Source organism: Acidovorax sp. GW458-11-26-14-TSB4 (genome assembly GCF_059423865.1).
Window position 1 is genome coordinate 59,038 of record NZ_JBWKYR010000013.1, and the last position, 24,500, is coordinate 83,537.

Sequence of the window (24,500 nt, forward strand, 5' to 3'; positions counted from 1 at the left end):
AGGCCGGGCGGCGTGCCGCGCCTAGAGGTAGGCAATCGCAGTCACGACATTTCCGATGGTGACGGCGCTGCCGCTCATCGTGCCGACCAGCGTTACCGCGAAGCTCTGCACCCCCACCGTGCTGTCCACGTCTTGCACGTAGTAGATGGAGCCATTCGCGTTGTTGCCCGTGCTGGCGCCCGAGAACGAGAACACTACCACCTTGCCGTTGTCTGCCACGGCCACCTCGCCGGCCACGGCGTTATTGGTCGCCAGCAGGATGTCGGACGAGCCAAGGGAGGAGGTTCCGTAACGCACGCCGATGTTGTTGCCGGCCGTGAGGTCCAGGCCTGCGGAATTGACGTTCGAGTCCACCGCTGCGGTCTGCACCACACCCGCTGTGCCGAGAAACCCCGAGAAATCGAACCTGCCGCCATTGCGCACGCCGGTCAGGGTGTCCGAGCCATTGGCAGAGCCCATTGCCTCGAAGACATAGGTGGCGGTGCCGGTGATGGAGGTGGTGATGGTGTCGTTGCCGCCGCCGCCGCGGAAGGTGTCGTTGACCCGGCCGCCCGACAGCGTGTCCGCGCCCGATCCGCCCGTGATGGTGTTGTTGCCCTGGTACACACCCGTCACCACCATCGCGCGGCTGACGCCAGAGAGGTCGACGGTCGCCGTGGAGCCGCTGGCCTGGTCGTACACCAGGTCGATCTGGGTGATGGAGCCGAGGTTGGTGTCCGACTGGAAGGCCAGCGCATAGTTGTGCGCGGCGCCCCCGTTGGCTTCGCTGCGCAGCGCCTCCACATTGGTGATGCGCGCGAGCGACTGCGTGATGCCAACGCTGAACGCGCCGCGGACGGTGATGGCATCGGTGCCGCCGCCGCCATCGATGCTGTCGACTACGGCAGTGCCGGAAATGAACGAGGCCGCATCGGCATAGAAAAAGAAATCGGCGCTGCTGCCGCCGACGATGGTGTCGGCGCCCGCCCCACCGACGAAGTTGTTCACGCCCGCGCCAACGCCCTTGATGGTGAGGTCGCGGGTGATGCCGGTCATGTCGATGTTGGCCGTGGAGGTACTCTTGGTGTCGCCCGACAGGTCGATGGAGGTCAGATCGCCAAGCAAGGTCTCGGAGCTGATGGCGATGCTGTGCGTGTTCTGGGTCGCCGACTGCGCCTGGGCCTTGAGCTGTTCCACTGCGGTCATGCGGCGCAGGTCGCTGGTGGCGCCGAGGGTGATCGCGCCGCTGATGATGACGGCATCGGTGCCCGTATCGCCGTGGATGCGGTCGATCACCAAACCCGCGCTGAGAAAATCGGCCATCGCGCCGTAGAAGAAGCTGTCTTCGCCGGCTTCGCCGTTGAGGGTATCGACGCCGGCCCCGCCGGTGATGAAGTCCGCGCCGTCACCGGCGGTGACGATGTCGTTGCCGCTGCCCAGCGTGATGGTGTTGCCGCCGACCCCACCCGTCACCGTGATGCTGCCCGTCGCGCTGGACGACAGATTGCCCTTGGAAAGGGACACACTGGCCGCAAATCCGCCCGCCAGCGACAAGGTCTGGCCTGCGGCAAGGGCCTGCGCATCGATCGACTGCGCCGCCCCCAGCGTGACCGCGTTGTTGGCTGCAGCCAGGGTGAAGTTCTCCACCGCGGCGTTCAGAACCTCTCCACTGGCGAGTGCCGTGGCCAGGATGATCTTGTCGCTGCCGCCCGCGGCGGTGATGCCACCGGTATTGAAGGTGTTGTACTGGGCCGCCGTCATGGTGATGGCGCCGGCCAACGCGAGGCGTTCGACCGTGGTGGTGTTGGCGCCAACGATGTTGGCGCCGTCGGTGGCGGCCAGCACGTCGGCCGCATTGGCCAGGGTGTAGGTGCCGGTGACCGTGTTGCTCCCTGCGTTCACCGTGGTGGCATTGCCCGCCACGCCATTGACGTGCGTGCCAGCCAGTACCGTGACGCTGTTCGCACCGCCGCCGGAGACGGTGTAGGTTTCCACCCCCGCACGAGCGGTGACCGCGCCGCCATCGGTGATCGTCACGAAATCCGCGCCTCCGGCTGCCGTGATGCTGGTGATCCCCTCGTGCTGGGCCTGCGCCATGATGATGCCGCCGGTCAGCGTGAGGCTTTCTGCCGTGGTGGCCGCGCCCCCGTTGACACCGGAGATGTTCGCGCCGGTGCTGGCGACGATGGTGTCGGCGGTGTTGCCCAGCGCCCAGGTGCCGGTGACGATGTTGCTGCCCACATCAACCGTGGTGGCGTTGCCCGCTGCGCCGATGATGTTGGATGTGCCCCCAGCCACTGTCAGCGCGTTGGAGCCGCCTGCGGAAAGCTGGTAGGTTTCGATGCCGGCCTTTGCGGTGACCGCCCCGCCCGTGGTGACGGTCACCTCGTCCGATCCGCCGGTGGCACCGATGGTGGTGAACGCCGCGTGCTGCGCCCGCGACATGCTGATCGCGCCGTTGATGGTGAGAATCTCGGCCGAGGTGGCGCCCCCGCCGTTCACGCCCGAGAGGTTCACGCCGTTGCCCGCGTTGATCGCGTCGGCAGCGGTGTTCAGGCTGTAGTTGCCGGTGAGCGCCAGGCCGGGGTCGATGAGCAGTGTCACGCTACCCGAACCGCCAGTCACGTTGGTGGTGCCAAGCGCGATGTGGACGGTGTTCGGGGTGCCGGAGTTCCCCACCTGGTAGGTTTCCACGTCTGCGCGGGCGGTGACCGTGCCGCTGTTGATGATGGTCACGCTGTCCGAAGAGCCGGGCGCCGCAATGCTGGCCAGCGCCTCGTGCTGGGCCTGCGTCATGGTGATGCCGCCGGTCAGCGTGAGGCTTTCTGCCGTGGTGGCGGCGCCGCCGTTGACGCTGGAGATGTTCGCACCATTGGTCGCGACGACCACATCGGAGCCATTGGCCAGTGCCCAGGTGCCAGTGGGTGCAGCACCCGCAATGGCCAGAGTGGTCGCGGTGCCTGCCTGGGCGCTGACGTTCTGCGTTGCCGCGCCCAGGGTCACGCTGTTGGCGAAGTTGCCGAGCACGAAGTTTTCGACGCTGGCGGCCAGCACACCGCTGGCCAGCGTGGTCACGGTCAGCGTCTGGCTGCCCGTGGTGCCATCGACCAGTGCCGCCTGGGCGGCCGTGAGCGTGTAGCTGCCCGCCGCCAGCACCATGCTGTCGATGCCGGCAGCCGAGATGGCCGAAACATCGCTGGGCGCGGCGCTGGCGATCACGCTGTCCGCGCCGTGGGCCTTCAAGGTGGCGGCCACGCCGCCGCCCAGGGCGGCCAGGGTGTCGCGCACGGTGGTGGTGCCCGGGTCGGTCAGCGTGCCTGCCGCGCCGGTGGTGCCGATGCGGCCCACGGCTGCCTGCGCGGCGGTGAGGGTGTAGTTCTGCCCGCTGGTCAGCGCAAAGCCGCCGACACCGGTGCCGGTGAAGGTGGTGAGGTCTTCACCACCGGCAAGGGCCACCACCAGGGAGGTGCCCGCGCCGGAGAAGGCTTTGCCGTTTGCCAGCGCACTGCTGATGCTGAGGGTGGAACCCGTGGGCACGGCGATGCCGGCCAGCGGGCCCGCCAGCGTGGCGGTGCCCACGCTGCCGCCGCTGCTGGTGAAGGTGAAGGTGCCGCCCGCCTCGGTCACATCGATCTGCGTGCCCGCGCTGGTGAAGGATGCAATGTTGCCCGCGCTCTTGGTCACCGCGAACACCGGTGGCGGCCCGCCACCGCCTGTATCCGGCACCAGCGGTTGATCGAGCACCCGCTTGGCCGCGGCCACCGAGGCCGGGTCCTGCGTCACGTTCTCCAGCACCTTGGCCAGGGCCGTGAAATCGGTCTCCGTACGACCCAGCACCTGGGAGTGGTAGTAGGCCACCTCGGCCTTGTTCTCCAGCAGCGCGCGCGCGGCAGCGTACTGCGGCGGCAGCGTGGGAGAATCCAGGGCCTGCACGGCGGCAAAGATGATCTGCTGCGGCGACACCCCGTCGTTGAAGAGGTCTGCCGCCAGGCGGTGCAGCGGCGCATCGGCCTGCAGGCCCATGCTGGCGAGGAACCTGGTGGCGAACGCTTCGCCCGTCATGCCCGCGGGGTAGCGCGCCTGGAACTGGGGCAGCGACGCCAGCGCCGCCACCGTATCGGGCACGCTGCGGCCCAGGTCCTCAAAGCCCTTTTCCACCACCGGCAGATAGGCATGCCCGGGGGAAATACCGAACATGCTGATGACAAGCTTGATGAGGAGCTTCTGCTCCTGTGCAGTGGTCGGCATGGCATCTTTCGCGGTTATGTGTTGTTGGGCCGCGCAAGAGCGAAGCAGCGGTGGCTGACACAGGGAGTCCTGTACCCCACATCTAATCAGAACTCTCGACAAACGCCAGCTATATTTTCGAAAATCGTGTGTAGTCTCGACACCTGGGCGCAGGCCGGATGCAACGCAGAGAGCGGATTGCCCAAATGCAGGCAGGCCTTCGCCATCGGGCCAGGCCTTGCATGGACTGAGGACAAGGCCCTGGGGCCCGGCGGCAGCCCGCTAGACTGCAAAGCCTTCGCATCTTTTCACCAACGACACCATGGCAACCTCCCCCGTATTGCACCGCCTGCTCGCCCTTCAACAGCGCCTGGCCGACCTCGACGCCGAACAACGCCAGGCGGACGCAGAGGGCAGTTACGACGATGACGAAGACGGCAACGAAGAAGTAAAGGCCGCCCCCGCCACCCTGGAGGCCAGCCACCAGCTGATGTTCGCGCCCATTGGCGAGCGCTGGCATGTGCACTACCACGGCCCGGCCGCAAGCACGCGCGACACGGAGCAACCCGTCTTTGCCGAGCTGCTGGACACGCTGGCCGAGCCCGCCATTGCCAAGGCTTTGCATGCGCTGACCTTCACCGGGCCCGACGAGGGCGCCAACGGCACGCGCGAATGGGTGTTCACGCCGCTGATCGAGCGGGAGGTGCCCTTCCCGCACCTGCGCCACCTGGCCATCCCGCAGGCGGACAATACGGCGCACAACGAGGTGTGCATCGTGCGCGAGGGCGAGATCCTCGACGATGCGGGCGATGTGGGGCGGCTGGTCGCGCTGATGCCGGCGCTCGAATCGCTGGAGCTGCCCCAGGCCCCCGACCCGGCCTTCTTCAAGGTGCCACTGCCTGCGCTGCAGCGCCTGAAGATCGGCGCCGGCCACAACCCCAACGGCTTCATCGGCCACCTGGCGCGGCATGCGGCGCAGTACCCTGCCCTGCGTCAGCTCGATTTCAGCGACGTGCTGGGCCCGTTCATGCAGCCCGAGGGTGACTGGCTCGCCACGCCGTTCGAGGACTACGAAGCGCTGCTCCAGTCGGCCATGGGCGAGAAGCTTTGGTCCCTGGTGCTGCGCAACACCCAGCTCACCGAAGCCCAGTACCGGCAGCTGGACCAGATGCGGCGCAATGCCTCGCTGCAGGTGACGCACAACTTCCCGGGGTGCTATGTGAGCCACTGGAATCCGCAGGGGTTTGCGTGGAAGCATCTGCTGGTGAATGGCTGAGCCCCGCAACCTGGTGGCCAGGTGCCTGCTGCACCCTGTACACCCGTAGCTCGTCCTGCGCCTGGGTCACCAGCAGCCGGCCATCGGGGCTGAAGGCCAGGGGGTACTGCACCACGGTGCGGATGCGCTGGCGCACCCGGCCGCTGGCAGCGTCCACGGCGAGCAGTTCGCCGGCACGCGACGCCGGGTGCGCGCGGCGCTCCACCCGCAAGCCGCTGGCAATGGACTCGATGCTGTAGCCCGCATGGCCCGGGGGCAAAGGGCCATCCACCAGCGACACCATGCGGCCCGTGCGCATGTCGAAGGTTCGCAGCCGCTGGCGCTCCTCCTTCCAGGCGTTGAAGCGGGCCACGCCCTGGGCCTGGTCGAATGCGAAGCCCTGCAGTGTTCCATCCGGCGGGAGGCCCGGCCCATCGGGCGGGGGCTGCAGCACGATGGGCACATCGTCCCTGGCCAGGTCGCGAAAGCGCACATAGGGAGGCTGCTGGTCGGTGTGCCAGGACCAGACCGATCCACCCACCTGCTTCAATCCCCTCACATGCCATGGCGCCGCATCGCCATAGCGGCGCTGCGCCAGCACCTTCAGCGACGGCACCTGTAGCTCCACCGCGAGCAGGTTGGCCGCCGTGGGCCGGTACTCCGATCCACAGGCGAACCACAGGGTGGCGCCATCCTGCGTGAATTGCACGGCATCCTGGAAGGATACGGAATCGGCATGGCACTCGTCGCCCGTGTGGCGGTGCTCGCCGGCCGGCACAAAGCCCGGCACGGCGTACAACCGCAGCGCGGCCTGGTGGCGGCTGCGCGCACCAGCCGCCCGATCCCCTTGCGTGCGCAGCGCCAGCCAACGCCCATCTGGGCTCCAGGCCCAATCGAGTGATTCATGCGCACCCAGTCCGCCCTGCAGCCGGTGCGCGATGGCACCCGTGGCTGCATCGATGGCGATGACCTGGCGGTCGCGTGCCACCGCGATGATCCAGCGGCCGTCGGGCGACACCGACGCCCTGCGTGGCGTCTCGCGCACCCGCACCGGAACACTGTAGGCGTATTGCAGCAGCGGTTCGCCCTCGGATTCATCGCGGTCTGGTGGGGGTGAGAATGCCCGTTGCACGGCCAACTGCAGCCGCTCGGCCGCACGTGGCCCCAGCGCGGCCACCACCACAGGCACCAGCACCGCGCCCACCAACGCAGCCGCCGCCAGCCTGCGGTACTGCCCCGGTGACTGCAGCCACGGGGCTTGCGGTGCACCCACGCCACGCGCAAAGATCAGCAGCGCCGCAGCGGCCCAGATGGCCTGCGCGAGGGCCTGGGACAGCACCGCCGAGGCGCGCTTTTGCCAGGTCCAGCCATTCATGGCGCTGCGGGACAGCAGCTCGACGTCCACCCCGGCCTGCGCCCAGAGAACCCACAAGGGGGCGACGACCAGGCTGGCCCCGATGACTGCGCGCAATGCGACCGCCGGGCGCACATGGGCCATGCGGGCGAATACCCAGGCGGGCAGCAGCATCCCGCTCACGGCGAGTATCGGAAGCAGGCCGGCCGCCGACATCCACGGCAGGGCGGTGAGGTCGCCCCCCTGCACCCGTGCCAGCGACTGCATGCTGCGCACCAGCGCCAGTGCCATATGCAGCAGGGGCCCGACCGCAATCGCCCCGGCCATCCACGCCAGGAACATGGCGATCGCAATGCGCCACCAGGGCCGCGCAGGCAGCATCCGCCGCAGCACCAGGGTGTGCAACAGCAGCGGCGCGGCCAAAGCCAGGGCCGCCAACGGGATCAACGCGGACGCAAGCCACGAGGCGAGCGGATCGGTTGCCCGGACCTCCTTGTTCAACGCCGTCCAGCCCACGGCATGGAACAACGGGTTGGCGGCGCAGACGCAAATCCAGGCCAGCGCGATGCCGCGCGTCAGGCGCAGTGCATGGGCGGGGTTGCCGGCGGCAGCGCCGGACGCCGAGGGTGCATGTCCACGTGCATGTGCAAGGTTCACAGGGTCTCGTTCTTCCAGGTGGCGATCCAAGGCGGTTGCCACCGTACGGCGGTAGTGCCCGCGAAAAGAAAAAGTGTCCGGGCCGCCGGTGAGGCGAGGATGAAGTGTGTGAGGGCTGCGTGAAGGAGGCGCTGGCGATCGCGTGGGGACGGGGCCCTCCATCATTCCGTGTTGGGTTCGCATCCGGCATCTCCTTGGGCAAATTCAGCGGCTTTTGCAGTTGCACTCTGCGTGCGGCATACCCTCCGTCAATGCACCAAACGGGTGTGGGGTACATCCGTATGGGTTGGGCATTTTTCGCTTATCGTCGATGCAAGCAAACCACCGATGCATGGATGGGTTGCACCGCAAATTGAGCGTGGTGCGCCGCATTGCACTCGGATACACCAGCCGCGCCGGCACACCCACAACCCGCCTCCATCGCAACCCATGATTCCGCCCGAACTTGATCCCGACCAAACCCAGGTTCGGACTTTCTTCAGAGGGCTGGCGGCGCTGTTGTTGCTGGCGATGGCGGGAATGCTGGTTTACGGGTCGGTGCCGCTGATCCTGGAACCGGGTCCCGCAAAGATCCAGTGTCCAGTACAGCCTCGCAAGCTGGCTTGCGAGCTGGGCGCCAGCATGGTCAACGCACTCCCTGCAGTTGCGCAACGCACCGCTCTCGGGGTGGCGGGCCTTGCCGCAACTGCAGGCATCGGTTGGGTGATCTGGGCGTTCACCTTGCGGAAGAAGACCCAAGGCTGACCGCCTGCATGGCCAGGCTGGCGCGTGGCCTTTGAATTCTGTCGGCCACTCTTGTCCACTGGGAGCTGCTTTACCATTGACCCGGTGGGTGCCGGCCCCCAACTCAAGCGTGACCCACGAGCTCCGAAGCATTCGTCTCGGCCCCGCCCTTTTTGAATTGACACAGTGCAATGCACCCCCAGGCCCGATGCCGCAAACTGCCAGGACCGTGAAGAACCGATATTGCGTGCTGCTGGGCGGTTGCATGGGGGTTGTCTGGCTGATCGGTGTGTTCGGGATTTTTTCCGTGGTCCGGGACCCCGTTTTTGGGGACTGGAATGGCGGCGATGCGAGCACGCTCGTCGTCGTGGCGAATGTGCTCGCCTATCTTGCAACATGCCCGCTGATCGCCATGGCGATCCCCTCGATGTGCAGTGGTCGCTTCAGAAACTTCAAGGCTTTGTGCCTGCTGGCACTGGGCAGCCTCGTCCTTGTGGTGGTAGTGACAGCACTCCTGCTCGGGTTCGGCAATCTTGCGGGTCTTGCGAGGTGAGCGGCATTGCCGATCACTGCACGCGCGCTGCGCAGCTTGCGCAACCATGGCTGTGCATGGCGACCACTTCGATGGGGGGCTGTGGGGCCGCCGCACGCACGGCACTATGCCGGGCGATTGGAAGACGGCGCCCGCTCAGCCGCTCTCGTGCAGGCGCGCGGGCGTGGTCGCAGTCCCGTGCCGCGCCATGTCGTTCGCCCGCTCCAACACGTGCCGCACCATGGCCTGCGACAGCGCCTCTTCGGCCAAAAAGACGGTGCTGCCGTTTTCCTCTTCGAGCAGGCGGGCCTCCTGCTCGTTGTGGCTGCGGATCACGGTCTCGATACTGGGGTTGAGCAGCGTGGCGGTGGCGATCATCTGGCGCACCTTGATGGTGTCGGGGGTGGCGATGACCAGCATGGCGGCGCGGGCGATGTGGGCCTGGATCAGCACGGCGGGCTCTTCGGCGTCGCCAAACACGGCGGCGATGCCCTTGCCGCGCAGGTGCTCGACCAGCTCGCGGTTCTGCTCGGCCACGACAAAGGGTACGTCGTTGGCGGCCAGGGCTGCGGCGATGCGCCGGCCCACCTTGCCATATCCGACCAGCACCACCTGGTGCGCGAGGAACTTGGCGTGGGTGCTCATGGGCAGCTCGGCCAGCGGGTCGTCGCGCTCCTCCAGCCGGCGCGCAAAGGCCGAGCGCTTGCGCAGCCAGCTTTGCAACGGCGCGATGGCGTGGAACAGCATGGGGTTGAGCGCCATGGAGATCAGCGCACCGGCCAGCACCAGGCTGGTGCCCTCGGCCGGCAGCAGGCCCAGCGATGCGCCCAGGCCCACCAGGATGAAGGAGAACTCTCCTATCTGCGCCAGGCTGGCCGAGACAGTGAGCGCGGTGTTGAGCGGGTAGCGGAACGAGAGCACCAGCGCAGCGGCCGCAAGGGTCTTGCCCAGCATGATGATGGCCACCACGGCCAGCACCTGCAGGGGGCGGTCCCACAGCACGGCGGGGTTGAACAGCATGCCCACCGAGACGAAGAACAGCACGGCGAAGGCGTCGCGCAGGGGCAGCGATTCCTGCGCGGCGCGGTGGCTGAACTCGGACTCGCGCATCACCATGCCGGCGAAGAAGGCGCCCAGCGCAAACGACACGCCGAACAGCGCGGCCGAGCCGAAGGCGATGCCCACGGCCGCGGCCACCACGCACAGCGTGAACAGCTCGCGCGAGCCGGTGCGCGCCACCTGCCACAGCACCCAGGGGAACACGCGGCGCCCCACCACCAGCATCAGCACCACGAAGCCGCCCACCTGCAGCAGGGTGAGCCCCAGGGTCTTGAGCAGGTCCTGCGCATCGGCACCATGGCCGCCGGCCGCGCCGTTGCTGCCGCCCAGCACACCTGCAAGCGGCGGCAGCAGCACCAGCACCAGCACCATGACCAGGTCTTCGACCACCAGCCAGCCCACCGCGATGCGGCCGGTGTAGGTCTCCAGAATGCCCAGGGTTTCGAGCGCGCGCAGCAGCACCACCGTGCTGGCCACCGACAGCGACAGCCCGAACACCAGCGCCCCGCCCAGGCCCCAGCCCCACCAGTAGGCCAGGCCCATGCCCATGAGCGTGGCCACCATGATCTGCACGATGGCCCCGGGCACGGCGATCTTGCGCACCGCGAGCAGGTCACCCAGCGAGAAATGCAGGCCCACGCCGAACATCAGGAGCATCACCCCGATCTCGGCCAGCTGGCTGGCCATGCCCGCATCGGCCACGAAGCCGGGCGTGAAGGGCCCGATCACCACCCCGGCCAGCAGGTAGCCCACCAGCGCCGGCAGGCGCAGCCGCGTGGCGACAAAACCCAGCGCCAGCGCCAGCGCCAGGGCGGCGGCGATGGTGTTGATGAGGTTGACGCTGTGGGGCATGGGGATCGAACGCTGTTATGTAAGCAGTGGTTGCGGGAACGTGCGCACACGCATGCAGGGCACACCAGCAAGAGGCATGCCCTGGATCGCAAATTCGTGAATGGATATCTTATAACCTGAAGCTGCATGGGGTGCAAAATCAGGGTACTGGTTCTGAGATGCGCCAACCCACACACCCTCCACCCGGGCCCGACAGCCCGGACAGCCGTCCAGGCCCGGCAAGAATTGCCTGAGTGTGCGAGTCCGAGCAGGGCCATGCGGCCCCCGAACAGCCGGAGGGCGCCTGCCCGTCTGCCCCTGCACATCACTGCGGCACCAGCCCGGTACCGCAGTGCTTGCATTTGCGTGCGTCCTGGCGCACCAGTTCCCGGCAGTCCGGGCAGTGCACATGGGTGTTGGCGGTGATGGGCTCCGGCCTCGTCCTTGGGCAAGGCGGCCAGGCCGTGCTTGGGCAGCACCAGCACCAGGGTGAAACCGACCAGCGGCGAGAAGATCACCGAGATGAAGAACCAGGCCAGGCACTGCGCCCGCGCGAGCTGGCCACCAGGCTGACCAGGGCAGCAAGAATGATCCAGGCAATGATCAATCCCATGGGTCCCTCCTTCGTTCTGCAGAGAAGCGCAGGGTAGCGAGGGCCTGCGATTTTTCATCAGGATCTTTGCCAAGCGCTTTGGCTGCCGCCCACCCGGGCAGGCCGACAGGCCTGCGGGCCGAAAGGCTGCTGCGTGAGCCTGCACGGCTCAGCGTGCCATGGAATCTGCTATGGGATCGGCTGCGCCATCACACGGCAGATTCCCGATGCGCAGGCGATGTTCAACTGCTTGCCGTTGGTGCACGCGGCGGCAAAGAGCGTGTCCACACCTGCCAGGCCGGTCCTTTCGACCTGGGGATTTTCCTGGCACTGCTGTTCCTTCGCGAGCGCGTTGGCTGCGGCAATGTCAGCCTCCTGGGCGAGCGATACCGGCGGGGGCTTCGGTGTGGGATGGGGGTCCCTGATTTCCAGAAACCCCTGCTTTGCCTTGACCAGCGCAATGCCCCACAAGCTGGAACGCGCAAACTCCACCGGCACGCCCTTCTCCCATCCCAGGAAATTGGAGTTCACCAAGGGCAGCTTGTACTTGAAGGCAATTGCCTCCAACCCGGTTCTGCTCACAGGCGGTGCATTCGGGTAGATGCGGACATTGTCACTATGGGCATAGAACTCGATGGATCGGCCCCAGACGATGCCGGCGTCCTTGTAGGCTTCCAGGGCCTCTTCCAGCGCCGTGCTGGGCAGTGCGCTCCCCTGCTGCTGGTAGACCGCGAGCGCACGTGCCAAGGTGACCACTGACGACTGGTAGTCGTTGTAGGACAGCCCCACGCCCAGGCCGGCACGCATGGAGGCGAACGCCTGTTCCAGCGTATCGATCACGGCAGCCTGGGGCGCCACTGCCGTCGCCCCCATGGCGGCCTTGAGGCACTCCAGGCGCTTGTCGGCGGCCGGGACGGCATTGCAGGCCTCGATTAGTACCAGGGGTGTCTGGGCCTGCACGGCTCCGGCAAGCAGAAGGCCTGCCAAGGCGGCTGTGTAGTACTTCATTCCTCTTTCCATTTCAGTTGCTGCATGCCCCGGGGCCCCGCAAAAGCGGCACGGCGGACCCCGCGGAAGGGGGCTACGGCTTGCGCCCCCACTTGGCTTCGTAGTCTCGCTCCATCTTCTCGCAGGCACCGGCCACGAAGCGTGATGTCGCCGCGTCGAGCGACTTGCGGCCCTGTTCGCTCCAGCACAGCTTGATGGCGTCCTGGTCCCTCCAGCGCGCATCCCGCTGCGGGTTGTCGCCCATGAGGGCCCCGATGATCAGCAAGGCCCCAATGGCAATCACCGGTGCGAGCAGCACCCACCCCCACCAGGGAAGCAGCCGCTTCTTGCCCGGGGGGTTGGTGGGTGGGGGTGGCACCTCGGTAGCGACCGGCGGTGCACTGGACGCGACCTTGGCCCGTATGTAGGCCGCCTTCGCGCGCTGCTCGTCGCCGTCGTTCTCGGCAAAGCACCTGGCCCACAGGGCCGGGTCCCTATCGGCAGGAGACTCTGCCTCCTTCATCGCTGCAGCCCAATGGTCTTGCGATCCTTGCATGCACACTCCCTCAATAGTCAGTCAATCCATGTTGTTGTGGCTTGAACAGCGCGGCGCGGCCCATCGTTTGGCCGATCCTGCCTGCTCGAACGGGTATCATTCGGGCGCTGCACATCCGGACGTTTGCGGAATAATCTGCCAACGCCCACAAAATAATAGCGCCAAACGCAATGTTGGCGCTGTCTGCCTGTAGCTCAACTGGATAGAGCAATAGCCTTCTAAGCTATAGGTCGGGGGTTCGAGTCCCTCCAGGCAGGCCACTTTTCTTGTTCACCCCTCCCGGCATTCGCTTGCCTGCCAGTTTGGCAGCCCGGCCAGGTGCCACGCGTCCTCCCCTTGCCACGCAATGCCCGCATCGGTCTGGGTGGGCGAAGCGGAAGTCAGCGAGTCGTCCGCCCCCGGCAGCCTGCACACCGAAAGCAGCACGCCATGGCCATCGGCTGTGGCACCGTGCCATGACCTCGCGTGCGCCAGAACCTGCCCTTGGCCGGCCTGGGCTGCGGGCATGCACTCGATGCGCCGGATCACCGAAAAATCCACGCCCGTGCCGGTGCACTTGAAATACGCCTCCTTGAGGCTCCAGATCTGCAGGAAGTGGCGCTGGCGCTCGGCCCCCTCATCCAGGGCCTGCAGTTGCGCCGTCTCCCCCGGCGTGCAGGCCATGGCGGCCAGGGCAAGCACGTCGCGCCGTCCCCGGTGCGCCAGGTCCTTCACCTCCAGGTCGATGCCCACCGGGTAAGGGGCTGCAGCGCAGGCCAGCCAGGCGCCGCTGTGCGTGAGGGACAGGTGGGTGGCGGCCGCGGTCTGGGCGCCATGGTGCTCTGCGTTCAAATGCGGCGCCCTGCCCTCGGGCGCATCCAGGCGCCAGTCGCTGGCCGGGATGTCGCTGCCCGCGGCCAGCAGATGCCGCAAGGCCCAGCGGCAGGCGATGAACTCCTCGCGCCGCGCCGGGTTGTGCATGCCGGCCAGCCGGGCCTGTTCACTGCCGGTCAGCCACTGCACTGCCTGCTGGCAGGCAACGGCCGCCAGGGGGGCCTGCGCGGCCAGCAGCAGGCGCAGCCGGCCTGGTAGGGCGGCCGGCTGCTGCTGCGCAATCACGGTGCCGTGCGCACGTAGGTGCCCTTCAGGGACACACCGGTGAGCATGGAGCCCCGGTAGCACTCGAAGTTGACCGGGTCCTTGAAGGTCTTTTCCTTGAAGAAGCTGTGCAGGTCGACCACGGCATTGGCGCCCCGGGCCTTGGCGTTGTCCTGCAGGGTCATGAGGCCGGACAGTGCGGCCCAGTGGCAGGCGAACACGGGCTCCTTGCCGGGGTTGTTGGTGCGGCGGTTGACATGCTCCTGGCCCAGCGGGGCGCCCAGCAGCTCGGGCGTGGGTGCGCCAGACAGGTAGAACTTCACGCTGCCATCGAGCTTGCCCTCCTGCAGGCCAAGCCGCACCGCTTCCTCCAGCGGCAGCAGCGACAACTGGTCGCGCGCCTGCGCCAGCGGGGTGGCGCACAGGGCGGCCGCTGCGGCCAGTGCCAGGGTCAGCCGCCTGGCGGTCGTTGTCTGAATGGTCATGCTTTTTCCTTCCCTCTTTGGTTTCTCATGGAGTTTTTCATCATCCGTCATTCCTCACGGCGCACTTCACGCCACGCACCGGCCCACGAAACTGGCGCGGCACAGGCAAGCGCCCCCGTGCAAGGGCCGCCCCGCCGCACCGGGGGCGTCCCCCTTGGGGGGATGACGCGAAGCGGCTCAGGGTGCTCACACCCTTGCGAAAGTCCCCTTGAGCGTCACACCGATCACGACGGCGCCGGCATGGCACTCGTAGTTGGTGGCGTTCTTGTAGGTGGCGCGCCGGTAGAAGCTGTGCAGGTCGACCACGGCATTGGCGCCCTTTTGTTTGGCCGACTCCTGGAAGGCGATCAGCGCCGACAGGGCGGCCCACTTGCAGCCATAGGCGTCGTCCTTGCCCACGCCGTTGGTCTTCTTGTTGGCGATGTCCTCGCCCAGGCGGGCGCTGACCTTGGGCGTCTTGGTCCCCGAGAGATAGAACTTCACGCTGCCATCGAGCTTGCCCTGCTCCACGCCCATGCGCACCACTTCATCGAGGGGCAGCGTCAGCACCGTGTTGCGGGCGTGTACCGCGCCCACGGCCGACAGTGCGGCCAGCGCCAGAACCCATTGCTTCATGCGGACTCTCCTGTTGCGTTGCTGGCCCCTGCCACACGGCAGGGGCGGTTTCGAATGGCTTGCCTGGGCGCAGCTCCGGCTTCAGGCGCCGCCGCTGATGCGCTGGATGAGGTTGCGGATCCAGCGGTTGTAGTTGGGGTGGATGCGGCGGTTGCCATCCACTTCGGCATAGTTGAGGTTATAGCTGCTGACGTAGTCGATCTTGTAACCGGCATGGTCATAGCGTACGGCGATGTGCGCCATGTGCTTGCCCTGCTTGTCGTACTGCAGTTCCACCACGCCCGGGGCTTCGCGGGTCACGACCCAGCCCAGCGACTGGCCGGCCAGGATGATGCGGTCGCGCACCTGCGCCGCGGTGGGCACATAGGCGCCCGAGAAAATGACCTGCGGCGCGTCGGCCAGTGCTTCGGCGCGCGCATGGGCCGTGCCACTGTGCAGGGCCAGTGCCAGCACGGCCGCCGTGGCCAGGGCGGTCCCGCGGCCGATGTGCTTCTGAATACCCATGTTTGCTACTCCCTCCATCGTTTGAAAATCAAGGACGTGTTGATGCCGCCAAAGGCGAAGTTGTTGCTCATCACCACGTCGGTATCGAGCTGGCGCGCCTGGCCCATGATGTAGTCCAGCGCGCCGCAGCGCGGGTCGGGCTCGGTGAGGTTGGCGTTCTGGGCAAACCAGCCCTCGCGCATCATCTGAAGCGTCATCCAGGCCTCCAGCGCGCCGCAGGCGCCCAGGGTGTGGCCCATGTAGCCCTTGAGGGTGCTCACGGGCACTTTGCTGCCGAAGACCTCGTGCGTGGCATGGCTCTCGGCGATGTCGCCCTGGTCGGTGGCGGTGCCATGGGCGTTGATGTAGCCGATGTCGCCCGGCGCCAGGCCTGCGTCGTCGAGCGCCATGCGCATGGCCTGGGCCATGGTGGCTGCGTTGGGGTGGGTGACGTGGGTGCCGTCGGAGTTGGTGCCGAAGCCGATGATCTCGCCCAGGATCTGCGCGCCGCGCGCCTGGGCGTGGCCGAGTTCTTCGAGCACGAAGGTGCAGGCGCCCTCGCCCAGCACCAGGCCGTCGCGCGCCGCGTCGAAGGGCCGGGGCGTGAGCTCGGGCGTGTCGTTCTTCGTGCTGGTGGCGAACAGGGTGTCGAACACTGCCGCCTGGATGGCGTCGAGCTCTTCGGCCCCGCCGGCCAGCATGGCCAGCTGCTTGCCGCTCTGGATGGCCTCGTAGGCGTAGCCCAGGCCCTGGCTGCCCGAGGTGCAGGCGCTGGAGGTGGTGACGATGCGCCCCGTGGCGCCGAAGAACACGCCGATGTTCACCGCCGCCGTGTGCGACATCATCTTGATGTAGGTGTTGGCGTTGATGCCCTCGGTGCTCTTGCCGGCGATCATGCGGCCGAAGTCGCCAATGGCAGCCGGCGTGCCCGCCGATGAGCCGTACGAAATGCCCATCTGCCCGCTCTTGACGAAGGGGTCGCCCAGCAGGCCGGCGCCCTCCAGCGCGATCTCGGTGGCGCGCGTGGCCATCACGGCCACGCGGCCCATGCTGCGCATGGTCTTGCGGTTGTAGTGCGCGGGCAGCTCGAAGGGTGCGGCGGTGCAGGCCAACTGCGTGTTCAGGCCCTCGTAGACCGCCCAGTCGGGCATGCGGCGGATGACGTTGCGGCCGCTTTGCAGCTGGCTGCGCACCGTGGCCCAGTCGTTGCCCAGCGGGCTGATGGCACCGATGCCGGTGATGACCACGCGGCGTTTGCTTGGGGAACTGCTCATCCGACCATTCCCCCATTGACCGAGATCACCTGGCGCGTGATGTACGAGGCCTCAGGCCCCATGAGGAAGGCGACCGCGCCAGCCACCTCGTCCACCGTGCCCATGCGGCGCATGGGGATCATCTCCAGCGCGTGCTTGAGCACGTCTTCGCTCACCATCTCGGTGTCGATCAACCCCGGCGCCACGCAGTTGACGGTGATGTCGCGCTTGGCCAGCTCGATGGCCAGGGACTTGGTGGCGCCGATCACCCCGGCCTTGGCCGCGCTGTAGTTGGCCTGGCCACGGTTGCCCATGAGGGCCGAGACCGATGCCAGCGTGACGATGCGCCCGGGCTTGCGCCGGCGCACCATGGGCATGACCACGGGGTGCAGCACGTTGTAGAAGGCGTCGAGGTTGGTGTGCACCACGCGGTCCCACTCCTCGCCGGTCATGGCGGGGAAGGCGTTGTCCATGGCGATGCCGGCATTGCAGACCACGCCGTAGTAGGCGCCATGGGCTTGCATGTCGGCCTCCAGTGCGGCGGCGCAGGCGGCGCGGTCGGCCACGTCGAACTGCAGCACGCGAGCACCGCGGCCCAGGGCCTGGATCTCGGCCACGGCGCTGTGCGCCTGCTCGATGCCGCTGCGGCAGTGCACCACGATGTCGTGGCCGTTGCGGGCCAGGCGCAGCGCGATGGCGCGGCCGATGCCCCGGCTGGAGCCGGTCACCAGCACGGTGGTGGCTGTGGTGCTTGTCTTCGTTGTCTGCTCGGTCATTCTCGCTGTCGGTTGCCTGTTGTGTGTTGTTCTGTTTCTGCCCGCCCGGCGCGCCCGGTCACGCGCCCGTGCCGGCGGATGGGGAAATATAGGCGCTGCCGTCCTCTGGCTCAAAGACGGAAATGCGCGCACATGCCAATTCCTTCTCATCCGCGCCATGGATGCGGCAGTCGAACATGCCCAGTCCGTTGTCGCCCATCATGTCGCAGTCCACGCGGATCCGGAGCACTGCGCCCGGGGCGAAGAAGGCCTGGGTGGTCTCGTACCTGCGCGACCCCAGCAGAAAGCCGATCTTCACCGCCTGGCCCTTGCGCAGCGCGTTCCAGCCAGCCCAGGCGGCCACGGTCTGCGCCATGTACTCCATGCCCACCCAGGAGGGCATGCCGGCATCGTGCAGGAACAGGCCGCCACGCGGTACCGTGACCTCGGCCACGGCGCTGTCCGCATCGGCGGCCAGCAGCCGGTCCAGCAGCAGCATGGCGCCGCGGTGCGGCACATAGTTCTCTACGGGTAACAGTTCGGTGGTGGTGCTCATCGGTCGGTGTGTCGTCAGTCCTCAGGCGGCCTCGAACAGCAGGCTGCTGTTGCTGCCGCCAAAGGCAAAGGAATTGCTCAGCACGGCCCGGGCCGCGCGCGACAGCCGCGTGCCCGGTACCACGGCGGCCAGGGCCGGCATGGCGGGGTCGGCCCCCCCGTCCCACCAGTGCACGGGCAGCACGCCCTCGGGATTGTCGTGCAGCACATGCCAGGCCACGGCGGCCTCCAGCGCACCGGCCGCAGCCAGGGCGTGGCCGGTGAGCGGCTTGGTGGAGCTTACAGCGACCTCGCTGCCCAGCACATTCTGCACGGCGCGGCTTTCCATGGCATCGTTGTGCGGCGTGGCCGTGCCGTGCAGGTTGACGTAGTCAACGGCCGCGGGCTGCATGCCGGCGCGCGCGAGCGCCTGCTGCATGGCCGCTGCCGCGCCCTGGCCCGTGGGGTCGGGCGCGGACATGTGGTGCGCGTCCTGCGACTCGCCCCAGCCCGCCAGGCGCACCGGTCCGGCCTCGCGGCTCAGCACGAAGAAGGCCGCCGCCTCGCCCAGGTTGATGCCCCGGCGGTTCGCAGACAGCGGGTTGCAGCGCTGGTCGGACACGGCCTCCAGCGCGCTGAAGCCGCCCACGGTGAAGCGCGCCAGCGCATCCACGCCGCCGGCCAGCACCGCATCGGCCATGCCCGACTGCAGCAGCCGCGCGGCCGAGGCCAGGGCCTTGGCGCCCGAGGAGCAGGCGGTGGAGATGGTGTGGGCAGGCCCGCGGATACCGAGCTGCTGCGCCAGGAACTGGGCCACGTTGCCCATCTCCTGCACGGCATAGGCAAAGCCGGGCGGAAAGTCGCCCTCAAGCAGCAGGTGGCGCGCGGCCATCTCGCCTTCTTCGATGCCGCCCGTGCTGGTGCCCACCACCAGCGCCACACGCGTGGGGCCGTGTCGCGCAATGGCATGCGCCACATCGCCCTGCAGCGCCTGCACGGCACCCCAGGCCAGCGCGTTGTTGCGCGATCGCTGGTGCACGGGCGCAAAGTCCAGCGCGGGCAGCACGGCATGCGCCGGCAGGCAGCCCAGGGGCAGCACACGGCCGGGGGAATAGCGCTCGGTCCACTGCAGGGTGGCGGGGTCGGTGGCGGCAAACAGCTGCGCGCGCATGGAGGGCGCATCCAGCCCCAGCGCGCTGTGGGCCGAGGCGGCGTTCAGGTAGACATGCGGGCGTGCCATCACGAAGGCTCCTGCGCCGGGGCGCACAGTCGGGAGCCCCCGGGCGATTCGACGCGCAAGGTGAAGGGCCCCTCTGGGTAGACGATCTCGACGGCCGAGCTGCCGACGAACTGCACGCGCACCTGCTCCTGGCCGTTGCGCAGCAGGCGCCGCCCGGTGGAGGATGCCTCCACACTCCAGGGCGGCTGCACGGCGCGCTGCACGGCGCGCGCGGGCCAGAAGGCCAGCTGCAGATCGCTGAGCACCTGCTCGGGCGTGAGCTGCGCGGGCCACTGGCGCGAGAGGTCTTTGTCCCACTGCCAGCCGTCCCACACCATGCGGCCCACGCCCTGCCCCACCACGAAGAAGGCCAGGCGCACGGCGTCGGCATCCACCTCGAGCAGGGCATCGAGCTGCTGCGCCGGCCGGCCGGGCAGCTGTACCGTGATGCGCTGCTGCACCGCCACCTCGCAGCGCAGGGCGGCGGGCGCCAGGGCCAGCGGCGGCGTGCGCGCGGCCTGTGGCGCGCTCAGGGAGGCACAGCCTGCCAGCAGCGCCAGCGCCGACACGGTGGCGGCCCGGTGGCCTGCCTTGGCGAACCTCATGCGGGCGTGCCCCCCGGTTGCGGCGGCTGCTGCCTGCGGCACAGCTCGGCCAGCACCTGCAGGCGGCGCTGCGGCTCGGCCACATAGGGGTTCTTCGCGTCCCAGGCATAGCCGGCCAGGATGGAGGCAATCATGCGGCGGATCTCGGGGTTGCTGTGCCGGTCGTGGAAAACCACGTCTTGGAAGCTGCCGTCGTACCAGCCCTGCACGAAGGCGCGGAAGGTGTTGACCCCGGCCTGCAGCGGCACGGCGTAGTCCTGCTGCCAGTCCACCGCCTCGCCGCGCCAGGCACGATCAATGCAGCGCGCGGCCAGACTGGCCGACATGACGGCAATGGTCACGCCGCTGGAGAACACCGGGTCCAGGAACTCGCCCGCATTGCCCAGCAGCGCATAGCCCGGGCCCCACAGCGAGGTGACGTTGGCCGCATAGCCGGTGATGGAGCGGCCCGACGTGTCCCACACGGCGTTGCGCAGCACGTGGGCCAGGCTGGGCGTCTCGGCGATGATGGCGCGCAGGCGCTCGACCTCGCTGCCCTCATACAGCGCCAGGAACTCGGGCGTGGCCACCACGCCCTGCGAGCAACGGCCGTTGGAGAATGGGATGGTCCAGAACCAGACCTCGTGGTGCGCCGGGTGCACCGAGATCAGGATCTTGCTGCGGTCCATGTCGCCATGGGCGATGCCGTCCTCTATGTGCGTGAACAGCGCACCCCGCACAGGGAAGTCCGACGGGCGCTCCAGTTGCAGCAGGCGCGGCAGGATGCGCGCGAAGCCGCTGGCGTCAAGCAGAAAGCGTGCGCGCACGGTGTACTCCTCGCCTTCGGGCGAGGTGACCGACACCTCGGGCTGCTCGCCCGACACATCCACTGCCGTCACGGTGTGGCGGTAGCGCACCTCGGCACCGGCCTTGGCGGCGGCGTCGGCCAGCACCTTGTCGAAATCGCCGCGCTGCACCTGGTAGGTGGTGCCCCAGCCGGGCGAGAACTTGTCGCGGAAGTCGAATTCCGTGCGCAAATCGCCCTTGGCAAAGGCAGCGCCGTTCTTGTACTGGAAGCCCGCCTCCACCACGTCCTGCAGCATGCCGGCCTCCTCGATGCAGGCCATGCTCTGGGGCAGCAGGCTTTCGCCGATGGAAAAGCGCGGAAACGTCTCCTTCTCCAGCACCAGCACCTGGCGGCCCTGCTTGCGCAGCAGGCCGGCGGCCACGGCGCCCGAGGGGCCTGCGCCCACGATCAATACCTCGGTCTGTTCGATGCGGCGTTGTGCCATCAATGTTCCTTGTTCCCGGTGGTGCTGCGAAACAGCGGCGCCAGCACCAGCACCAGCGGCAGGCCCAGCATGAGTGTGAGGCCAAAGGCCTTGAGCGCGGGCGTGGCCGACAGGCCCAGCAGCCCGAAGGACAGCCAGGTGCTGCCAGCACCGATGACCACGGCCAGCCAGGCATGGGGGTCGTCCTCGTGCTCCTGCAGGAAGATGCCGTAGTCGATGCCCACGCCCAGCAGCAGCATGAGCGCCAGCACGTTGAACAGCTGCCAGGGCGCGCCGGTGGCCGTGAGCACGGCCACCACCACCAGGCTGGCCAGCACGGTGGGCATCCAGGCGCGCCAGGCCTTGCGGCCAAAGCGCAGCCACAGGGCGGCCAGCACCAGCGCATGGCCCAGCAGCAGCAGCTCGGTCATGGAGATGCGGTAGCGCTGCAGCAGGGCCGAGATCTCGGCCGGCTTGTCCACCCAGGCCACGCCCTCCAGGCCCTGGGCCGCGCCGGCCAGTGCGGGCAGCGATTGCAGGTCGGCCACGCCGCGCAGCATGACCAGGCTGCGGTAGCGGCCCTCGCGCTCGCCCAGCCACAAAGGGCGCGCGGCGGTTGCAATCGGCTGCGCCAGCCAGGCCTGCACGGTGAGCGGTTCGGGTGCCGGCGTGGCGGCCCGGGCAAAGCTTTCGCCCAGCGCGGCGTTCACGCCCTGGTAGACGGCATCCTGCGCGCGCGCCACCAGCTCGCCATCGCTGTCCTGGCGCCGGGCCGAGGGCACCCAGTCGGATACCGCGCTGTAGCCCGCCAGCAGCTGGCGCGCGACCAGGGCATCGAGCTTGTCCTTGAGCTCTTCCTCGCGCTGCAGCACCTGCTCGGGCGTGTCGCCCTGCACCAGGTAGAACTGGGCGGGGCTGGGCAGGCCCAGCATCTCGCCCACCAGGCGCTGCTGGGCCACCAGGGCAGGCGAGCCGTTCTGCAGCTGGCGCACATCGTCCTGTGCGCGCAGGCCACCCAGCAGCCACAGCGCCAGCGCCATGGCCGCACACACGGCCAGCGAGCCGGGCAACGCCTGGCGCCAGCGCGGCCAGGCCATCAGGGTCCGGCCGATGCGCCGGGCCACGCGGCTTTCGGGCATGCGGCCCCGATCCAGCCAGGGGAACCAGCAGACCACGGTGAGCATGGCCGCCGTGAGCCCCACCACCGAGAACACCGCCATCTGCCGCAGGCCCGGAAAGGCCGCAGCCCCGAGCGCCAGGTAGGCGATGGCGCTGGTGCCCAGGGCAAGCCACAGCGCCGGCATCAGAGCGCGCATCAACCCGTGCGGGCTGCGCTGCGGCGCGCCCTGGCGGCTGGCGAAGTAGTGGATGCCATAGTCTTCGGCCACGCCCACCAAGCTGGCGCCGAACACCAGGGTCAAGAGGTGCACCTGCCCGAAGAGCATCGCCGTGACCGACAACGCCACCGCGCAGCCCACCAGCAGCGACACGCCCACCAACGCCACAGGCCGCAGCGAGCGAAACGCCAGCCAGGCCAGCAGCAGCACACCGGCGAGCGAGCCCCAGCCGATGGTGTTGATCTCCCAGTTGGCCTGCACGGCAGCGGCCTCGGCATGCAGAGGTACGCCGGCCGTGACCATGCGGGCGCCGGGCCATTGGGCGCGCACCTGGGCCAGCGCGGCCTGCAAGGCGCCATCAAGCACCGGCTCGCCCGACAGGCGGAAGGCCGAGCCCTCCAGCGTGTACTGCAGCACGGCCCACTGCAGGCCGTCGGCCGCCACCCACAGCTCGCCGTCGCGCGGGCGGGCCTGGCTTTGCGCGCCGCGCGCGGCCCACCACTGGGTCCACAGGCCAAGCGGGTCGCTCACCCAGTCGGACAGGCGGGCCTGCACGGCGGGCTGGTACAGGTCCTGCAGGGCCTTTTGCACCAGGGCGGCGTCGGGCGTGCCCGCCAGCATGGCGCGCTGTTGCGGGGTGAGCAGGCGCTCGCGCCAGGGCTGGTAGAAGCCCAGCGCGGCGTCCATGGAGGTCTTTTGCGCCACCGCAGCATCCTCGCGCAGGCGCGCGCCGGCGCCGCTGGCCAGCGACTGGCGCAGCACCTGCGCGGCAGCGCGCGCGTCGGCCCACTCGGCCGCGCCGAGCAGCACCACCACCTGGCGCGACATCTGGCCCACCAGTTGCTCGGTGGCCAGGGCCACGTCGGGAGCCTGCTCGTTCACGGGCAGCAGGGCCATCACGTCGGTGTCGATGCCGTCGTGCTTCCAGAACTGCCACTGGTGCACACCCACGGCCAGCACCGCCAGCAGCCAGGCCAGCGCGGCTGCACGCCACAACCAGCCGGGAGCGGCGTCCTGCGCGGGGGAGTGCACGCTCATTCGAACTGCGCCGCGTCCTGCGGGCGCAGGGCGTTCTCGGCCACGGGCGCGAGGATGCGGATCACGCTGGCGTCGCCGCGCGCCTCCTGCAGCTTCACCTCCTGCACGAACTGGTTGCCCTGCAGGTCCACGGCGGCCAGCCACTGGGCCAGCGTGGGGTCGCGCGGCACCAGATGCAGCGACCAGCCCTTGGCCGCCACCTGCCCCGTCACCTCGAAGTGCTGGGCGAGATCGGCCAGGTTGGCCGACATCACGGCGAACAGCATGGCGTTGACGGTGCGCAGCACGGGCTCGTCCTGCGCGCGCATCTGGGTGGTGAGCTTGCCGTCGCTGCCGCGCGACTGAAGGCTGTCGGGCCGCACCACCAGCGTGGACTCGAAGGGTTTGAGCACATGCCAGACAATGCCCTTGCCGCGCGCCACGATGAAATCGCCGCTGGAGCGCAGCGGCTGCTTGAAGCCCTTGACGGTTTTCAGCTGCTCGAACCCGCCGCGCACTACGGGGGCATCCTTCACTTGCTGGCGCACCTGGGCCAGCAGCTCCTGCGCCGTGTGCTCCGCCGCATGGGCCGGCAATTGCAACGCCAGCGCGCCCAGGGCCAGCACAGCAGCCCGCAGCCACAGAGTGATTCTCATGGTGCCACCCCCAGCCGCTCCCACAGCACGGGCGGGCAGACAAAGCACATGGCACGCGTCTGCATGTCCACCGCCACCTGGATGGTGTGGGCGCTGTTGACCTTCTGGCCCGTGGCGGCGTCGGTGATCAGGTAGTCGATTCGCAGGCGGTTCTCCCACTCGGTGATGGTGGCGCGCACCTTGAGCACCTGGCCGAAAGTGGCCGGGCGCACGTACTTCAGGCGCATGTCCACCACGGGCCAGCCGTAGCCCGACTCGCGCATGCGCGGGTAGTCGTAGTCGAACCTGCCGAGCAGCGCGCTGCGCGCCAGCTCGAGAAAGCGCACATAGTGGCCGTGGTAGACGATCTCCATCACGTCGATGTCGTAGAACGCGGGCGTGATCTCGATCTCGTGGGTCAGCCGCTCGCGCGAGGCCAGTTCTTTCTCAGTGGACATGCGCGGGCCTCCGGGCGGGCGTGGT

The 24,500-nt window shown here is 68.4% G+C and carries 20 protein-coding genes and 1 tRNA gene; 3 read left to right on the forward strand and 18 right to left on the reverse strand.

The genetic code is table 11. The features are described from left to right. Positions 1 to 21 precede the first annotated feature (21 nt). Both AC07X5_RS22885 and AC07X5_RS22890 read right to left on the reverse strand, forming a co-directional pair. Positions 22 to 4,227 (reverse strand): beta strand repeat-containing protein, encoded by a 4,206-nt coding sequence (locus AC07X5_RS22885; RefSeq protein ID WP_494771969.1) that lies wholly within the window; start codon positions 4,225 to 4,227, stop codon positions 22 to 24. Positions 4,228 to 5,342: 1,115 nt separating this feature from the next. After that, the gene (locus AC07X5_RS22890; RefSeq protein ID WP_494771970.1) at positions 5,343 to 7,472 is read right to left on the reverse strand and encodes a hypothetical protein; all 2,130 of its coding nucleotides are present in this window, start codon (positions 7,470 to 7,472) and stop codon (positions 5,343 to 5,345) included. Positions 7,473 to 7,901: 429 nt separating this feature from the next. Between AC07X5_RS22890 and AC07X5_RS22895 the strand changes: the two genes are divergently transcribed. Together AC07X5_RS22895 and AC07X5_RS22900 are read left to right on the forward strand one after the other, a co-directional pair. Then, positions 7,902 to 8,216 carry a hypothetical protein gene (locus AC07X5_RS22895; protein WP_409958948.1) on the forward strand — a complete coding sequence of 105 codons (315 nt, stop codon included), beginning with the start codon at positions 7,902 to 7,904 and terminating at the stop codon, positions 8,214 to 8,216. A gap of 208 nt (positions 8,217 to 8,424) precedes the next feature. Continuing rightward, entirely contained in the window at positions 8,425 to 8,748 is a 324-nt protein-coding gene (locus tag AC07X5_RS22900) for a hypothetical protein (RefSeq protein ID WP_494771971.1), read from the forward strand. Positions 8,749 to 8,883: 135 nt separating this feature from the next. On the opposite strand, the gene AC07X5_RS22905 is transcribed toward AC07X5_RS22900, so the two are convergent. From AC07X5_RS22905 to AC07X5_RS22915, 3 genes are all read right to left on the reverse strand, one after another. Further along, positions 8,884 to 10,638 carry a cation:proton antiporter domain-containing protein gene (locus tag AC07X5_RS22905; RefSeq protein ID WP_494771972.1) on the reverse strand — a complete coding sequence of 585 codons (1,755 nt, stop codon included), beginning with the start codon at positions 10,636 to 10,638 and terminating at the stop codon, positions 8,884 to 8,886. 760 nt (positions 10,639 to 11,398) lie between these two features. Continuing rightward, a complete protein-coding gene (locus AC07X5_RS22910) occupies positions 11,399 to 12,217 on the reverse strand; it encodes a hypothetical protein (RefSeq protein WP_494771973.1) in 819 nt (272 codons plus the stop codon). 73 nt (positions 12,218 to 12,290) lie between these two features. Continuing rightward, complete coding sequence (locus AC07X5_RS22915) at positions 12,291 to 12,752, reverse strand: hypothetical protein (RefSeq protein WP_494771974.1); 462 nt, start codon at positions 12,750 to 12,752, stop codon at positions 12,291 to 12,293. 183 nt (positions 12,753 to 12,935) lie between these two features. On the opposite strand from AC07X5_RS22915, the gene AC07X5_RS22920 reads away from it, so the two are divergent. Next, positions 12,936 to 13,012, forward strand: a tRNA-Arg gene (locus tag AC07X5_RS22920). 10 nt (positions 13,013 to 13,022) lie between these two features. Here the strand turns inward: AC07X5_RS22920 and AC07X5_RS22925 are convergent. From AC07X5_RS22925 to AC07X5_RS22985, 13 genes are all read right to left on the reverse strand, one after another. Beyond that, positions 13,023 to 13,850 carry a 4'-phosphopantetheinyl transferase family protein gene (locus tag AC07X5_RS22925; protein ID WP_494771975.1) on the reverse strand — a complete coding sequence of 276 codons (828 nt, stop codon included), beginning with the start codon at positions 13,848 to 13,850 and terminating at the stop codon, positions 13,023 to 13,025. Beyond that, positions 13,847 to 14,314: an excinuclease ATPase subunit gene (locus AC07X5_RS22930; protein WP_494771976.1), complete on the reverse strand. Its 468-nt coding sequence runs from the start codon at positions 14,312 to 14,314 to the stop codon at positions 13,847 to 13,849. Before AC07X5_RS22930 ends, AC07X5_RS22925 begins: the two co-directional genes overlap by 4 nt. Positions 14,315 to 14,500: 186 nt before the next feature. After that, positions 14,501 to 14,929 carry an excinuclease ATPase subunit gene (locus tag AC07X5_RS22935; protein ID WP_494771977.1) on the reverse strand — a complete coding sequence of 143 codons (429 nt, stop codon included), beginning with the start codon at positions 14,927 to 14,929 and terminating at the stop codon, positions 14,501 to 14,503. 81 nt (positions 14,930 to 15,010) lie between these two features. After that, positions 15,011 to 15,433, reverse strand: a complete 423-nt coding sequence (locus AC07X5_RS22940) for a hypothetical protein (protein WP_494771978.1) — start codon at positions 15,431 to 15,433, stop codon at positions 15,011 to 15,013. Between the two features lie 5 nt (positions 15,434 to 15,438). Beyond that, the gene (locus tag AC07X5_RS22945) at positions 15,439 to 16,686 is read right to left on the reverse strand and encodes a beta-ketoacyl-ACP synthase (protein ID WP_494771979.1); all 1,248 of its coding nucleotides are present in this window, start codon (positions 16,684 to 16,686) and stop codon (positions 15,439 to 15,441) included. Then, complete coding sequence (locus AC07X5_RS22950; protein WP_409958927.1) at positions 16,683 to 17,441, reverse strand: 3-ketoacyl-ACP reductase FabG2; 759 nt, start codon at positions 17,439 to 17,441, stop codon at positions 16,683 to 16,685. Before AC07X5_RS22950 ends, AC07X5_RS22945 begins: the two co-directional genes overlap by 4 nt. 58 nt (positions 17,442 to 17,499) lie before the next feature. Further along, entirely contained in the window at positions 17,500 to 17,976 is a 477-nt protein-coding gene (locus AC07X5_RS22955; protein WP_494771980.1) for a hotdog family protein, read from the reverse strand. Between the two features lie 21 nt (positions 17,977 to 17,997). After that, positions 17,998 to 19,194, reverse strand: coding sequence for a beta-ketoacyl-ACP synthase (locus AC07X5_RS22960; RefSeq protein WP_494771981.1), 1,197 nt, complete (start codon positions 19,192 to 19,194; stop codon positions 17,998 to 18,000). Next, the gene (locus tag AC07X5_RS22965; RefSeq protein WP_494771982.1) at positions 19,194 to 19,778 is read right to left on the reverse strand and encodes a DUF3261 domain-containing protein; all 585 of its coding nucleotides are present in this window, start codon (positions 19,776 to 19,778) and stop codon (positions 19,194 to 19,196) included. Before AC07X5_RS22965 ends, AC07X5_RS22960 begins: the two co-directional genes overlap by 1 nt. Then, positions 19,775 to 21,049, reverse strand: a complete 1,275-nt coding sequence (locus AC07X5_RS22970) for an NAD(P)/FAD-dependent oxidoreductase (protein WP_494771983.1) — start codon at positions 21,047 to 21,049, stop codon at positions 19,775 to 19,777. The genes AC07X5_RS22965 and AC07X5_RS22970 overlap by 4 nt, the downstream gene beginning before the upstream one ends. After that, the gene (locus tag AC07X5_RS22975; RefSeq protein ID WP_494771984.1) at positions 21,049 to 23,403 is read right to left on the reverse strand and encodes an MMPL family transporter; all 2,355 of its coding nucleotides are present in this window, start codon (positions 23,401 to 23,403) and stop codon (positions 21,049 to 21,051) included. The genes AC07X5_RS22970 and AC07X5_RS22975 overlap by 1 nt, the downstream gene beginning before the upstream one ends. Continuing rightward, on the reverse strand, positions 23,400 to 24,038 hold the full coding sequence (locus AC07X5_RS22980) for a LolA family protein (protein ID WP_494771985.1): 639 nt from the start codon (positions 24,036 to 24,038) through the stop codon (positions 23,400 to 23,402). The genes AC07X5_RS22975 and AC07X5_RS22980 overlap by 4 nt, the downstream gene beginning before the upstream one ends. Next, positions 24,035 to 24,475: an acyl-CoA thioesterase gene (locus tag AC07X5_RS22985; RefSeq protein WP_409958913.1), complete on the reverse strand. Its 441-nt coding sequence runs from the start codon at positions 24,473 to 24,475 to the stop codon at positions 24,035 to 24,037. The genes AC07X5_RS22980 and AC07X5_RS22985 overlap by 4 nt, the downstream gene beginning before the upstream one ends. Positions 24,476 to 24,500 lie beyond the last annotated feature (25 nt).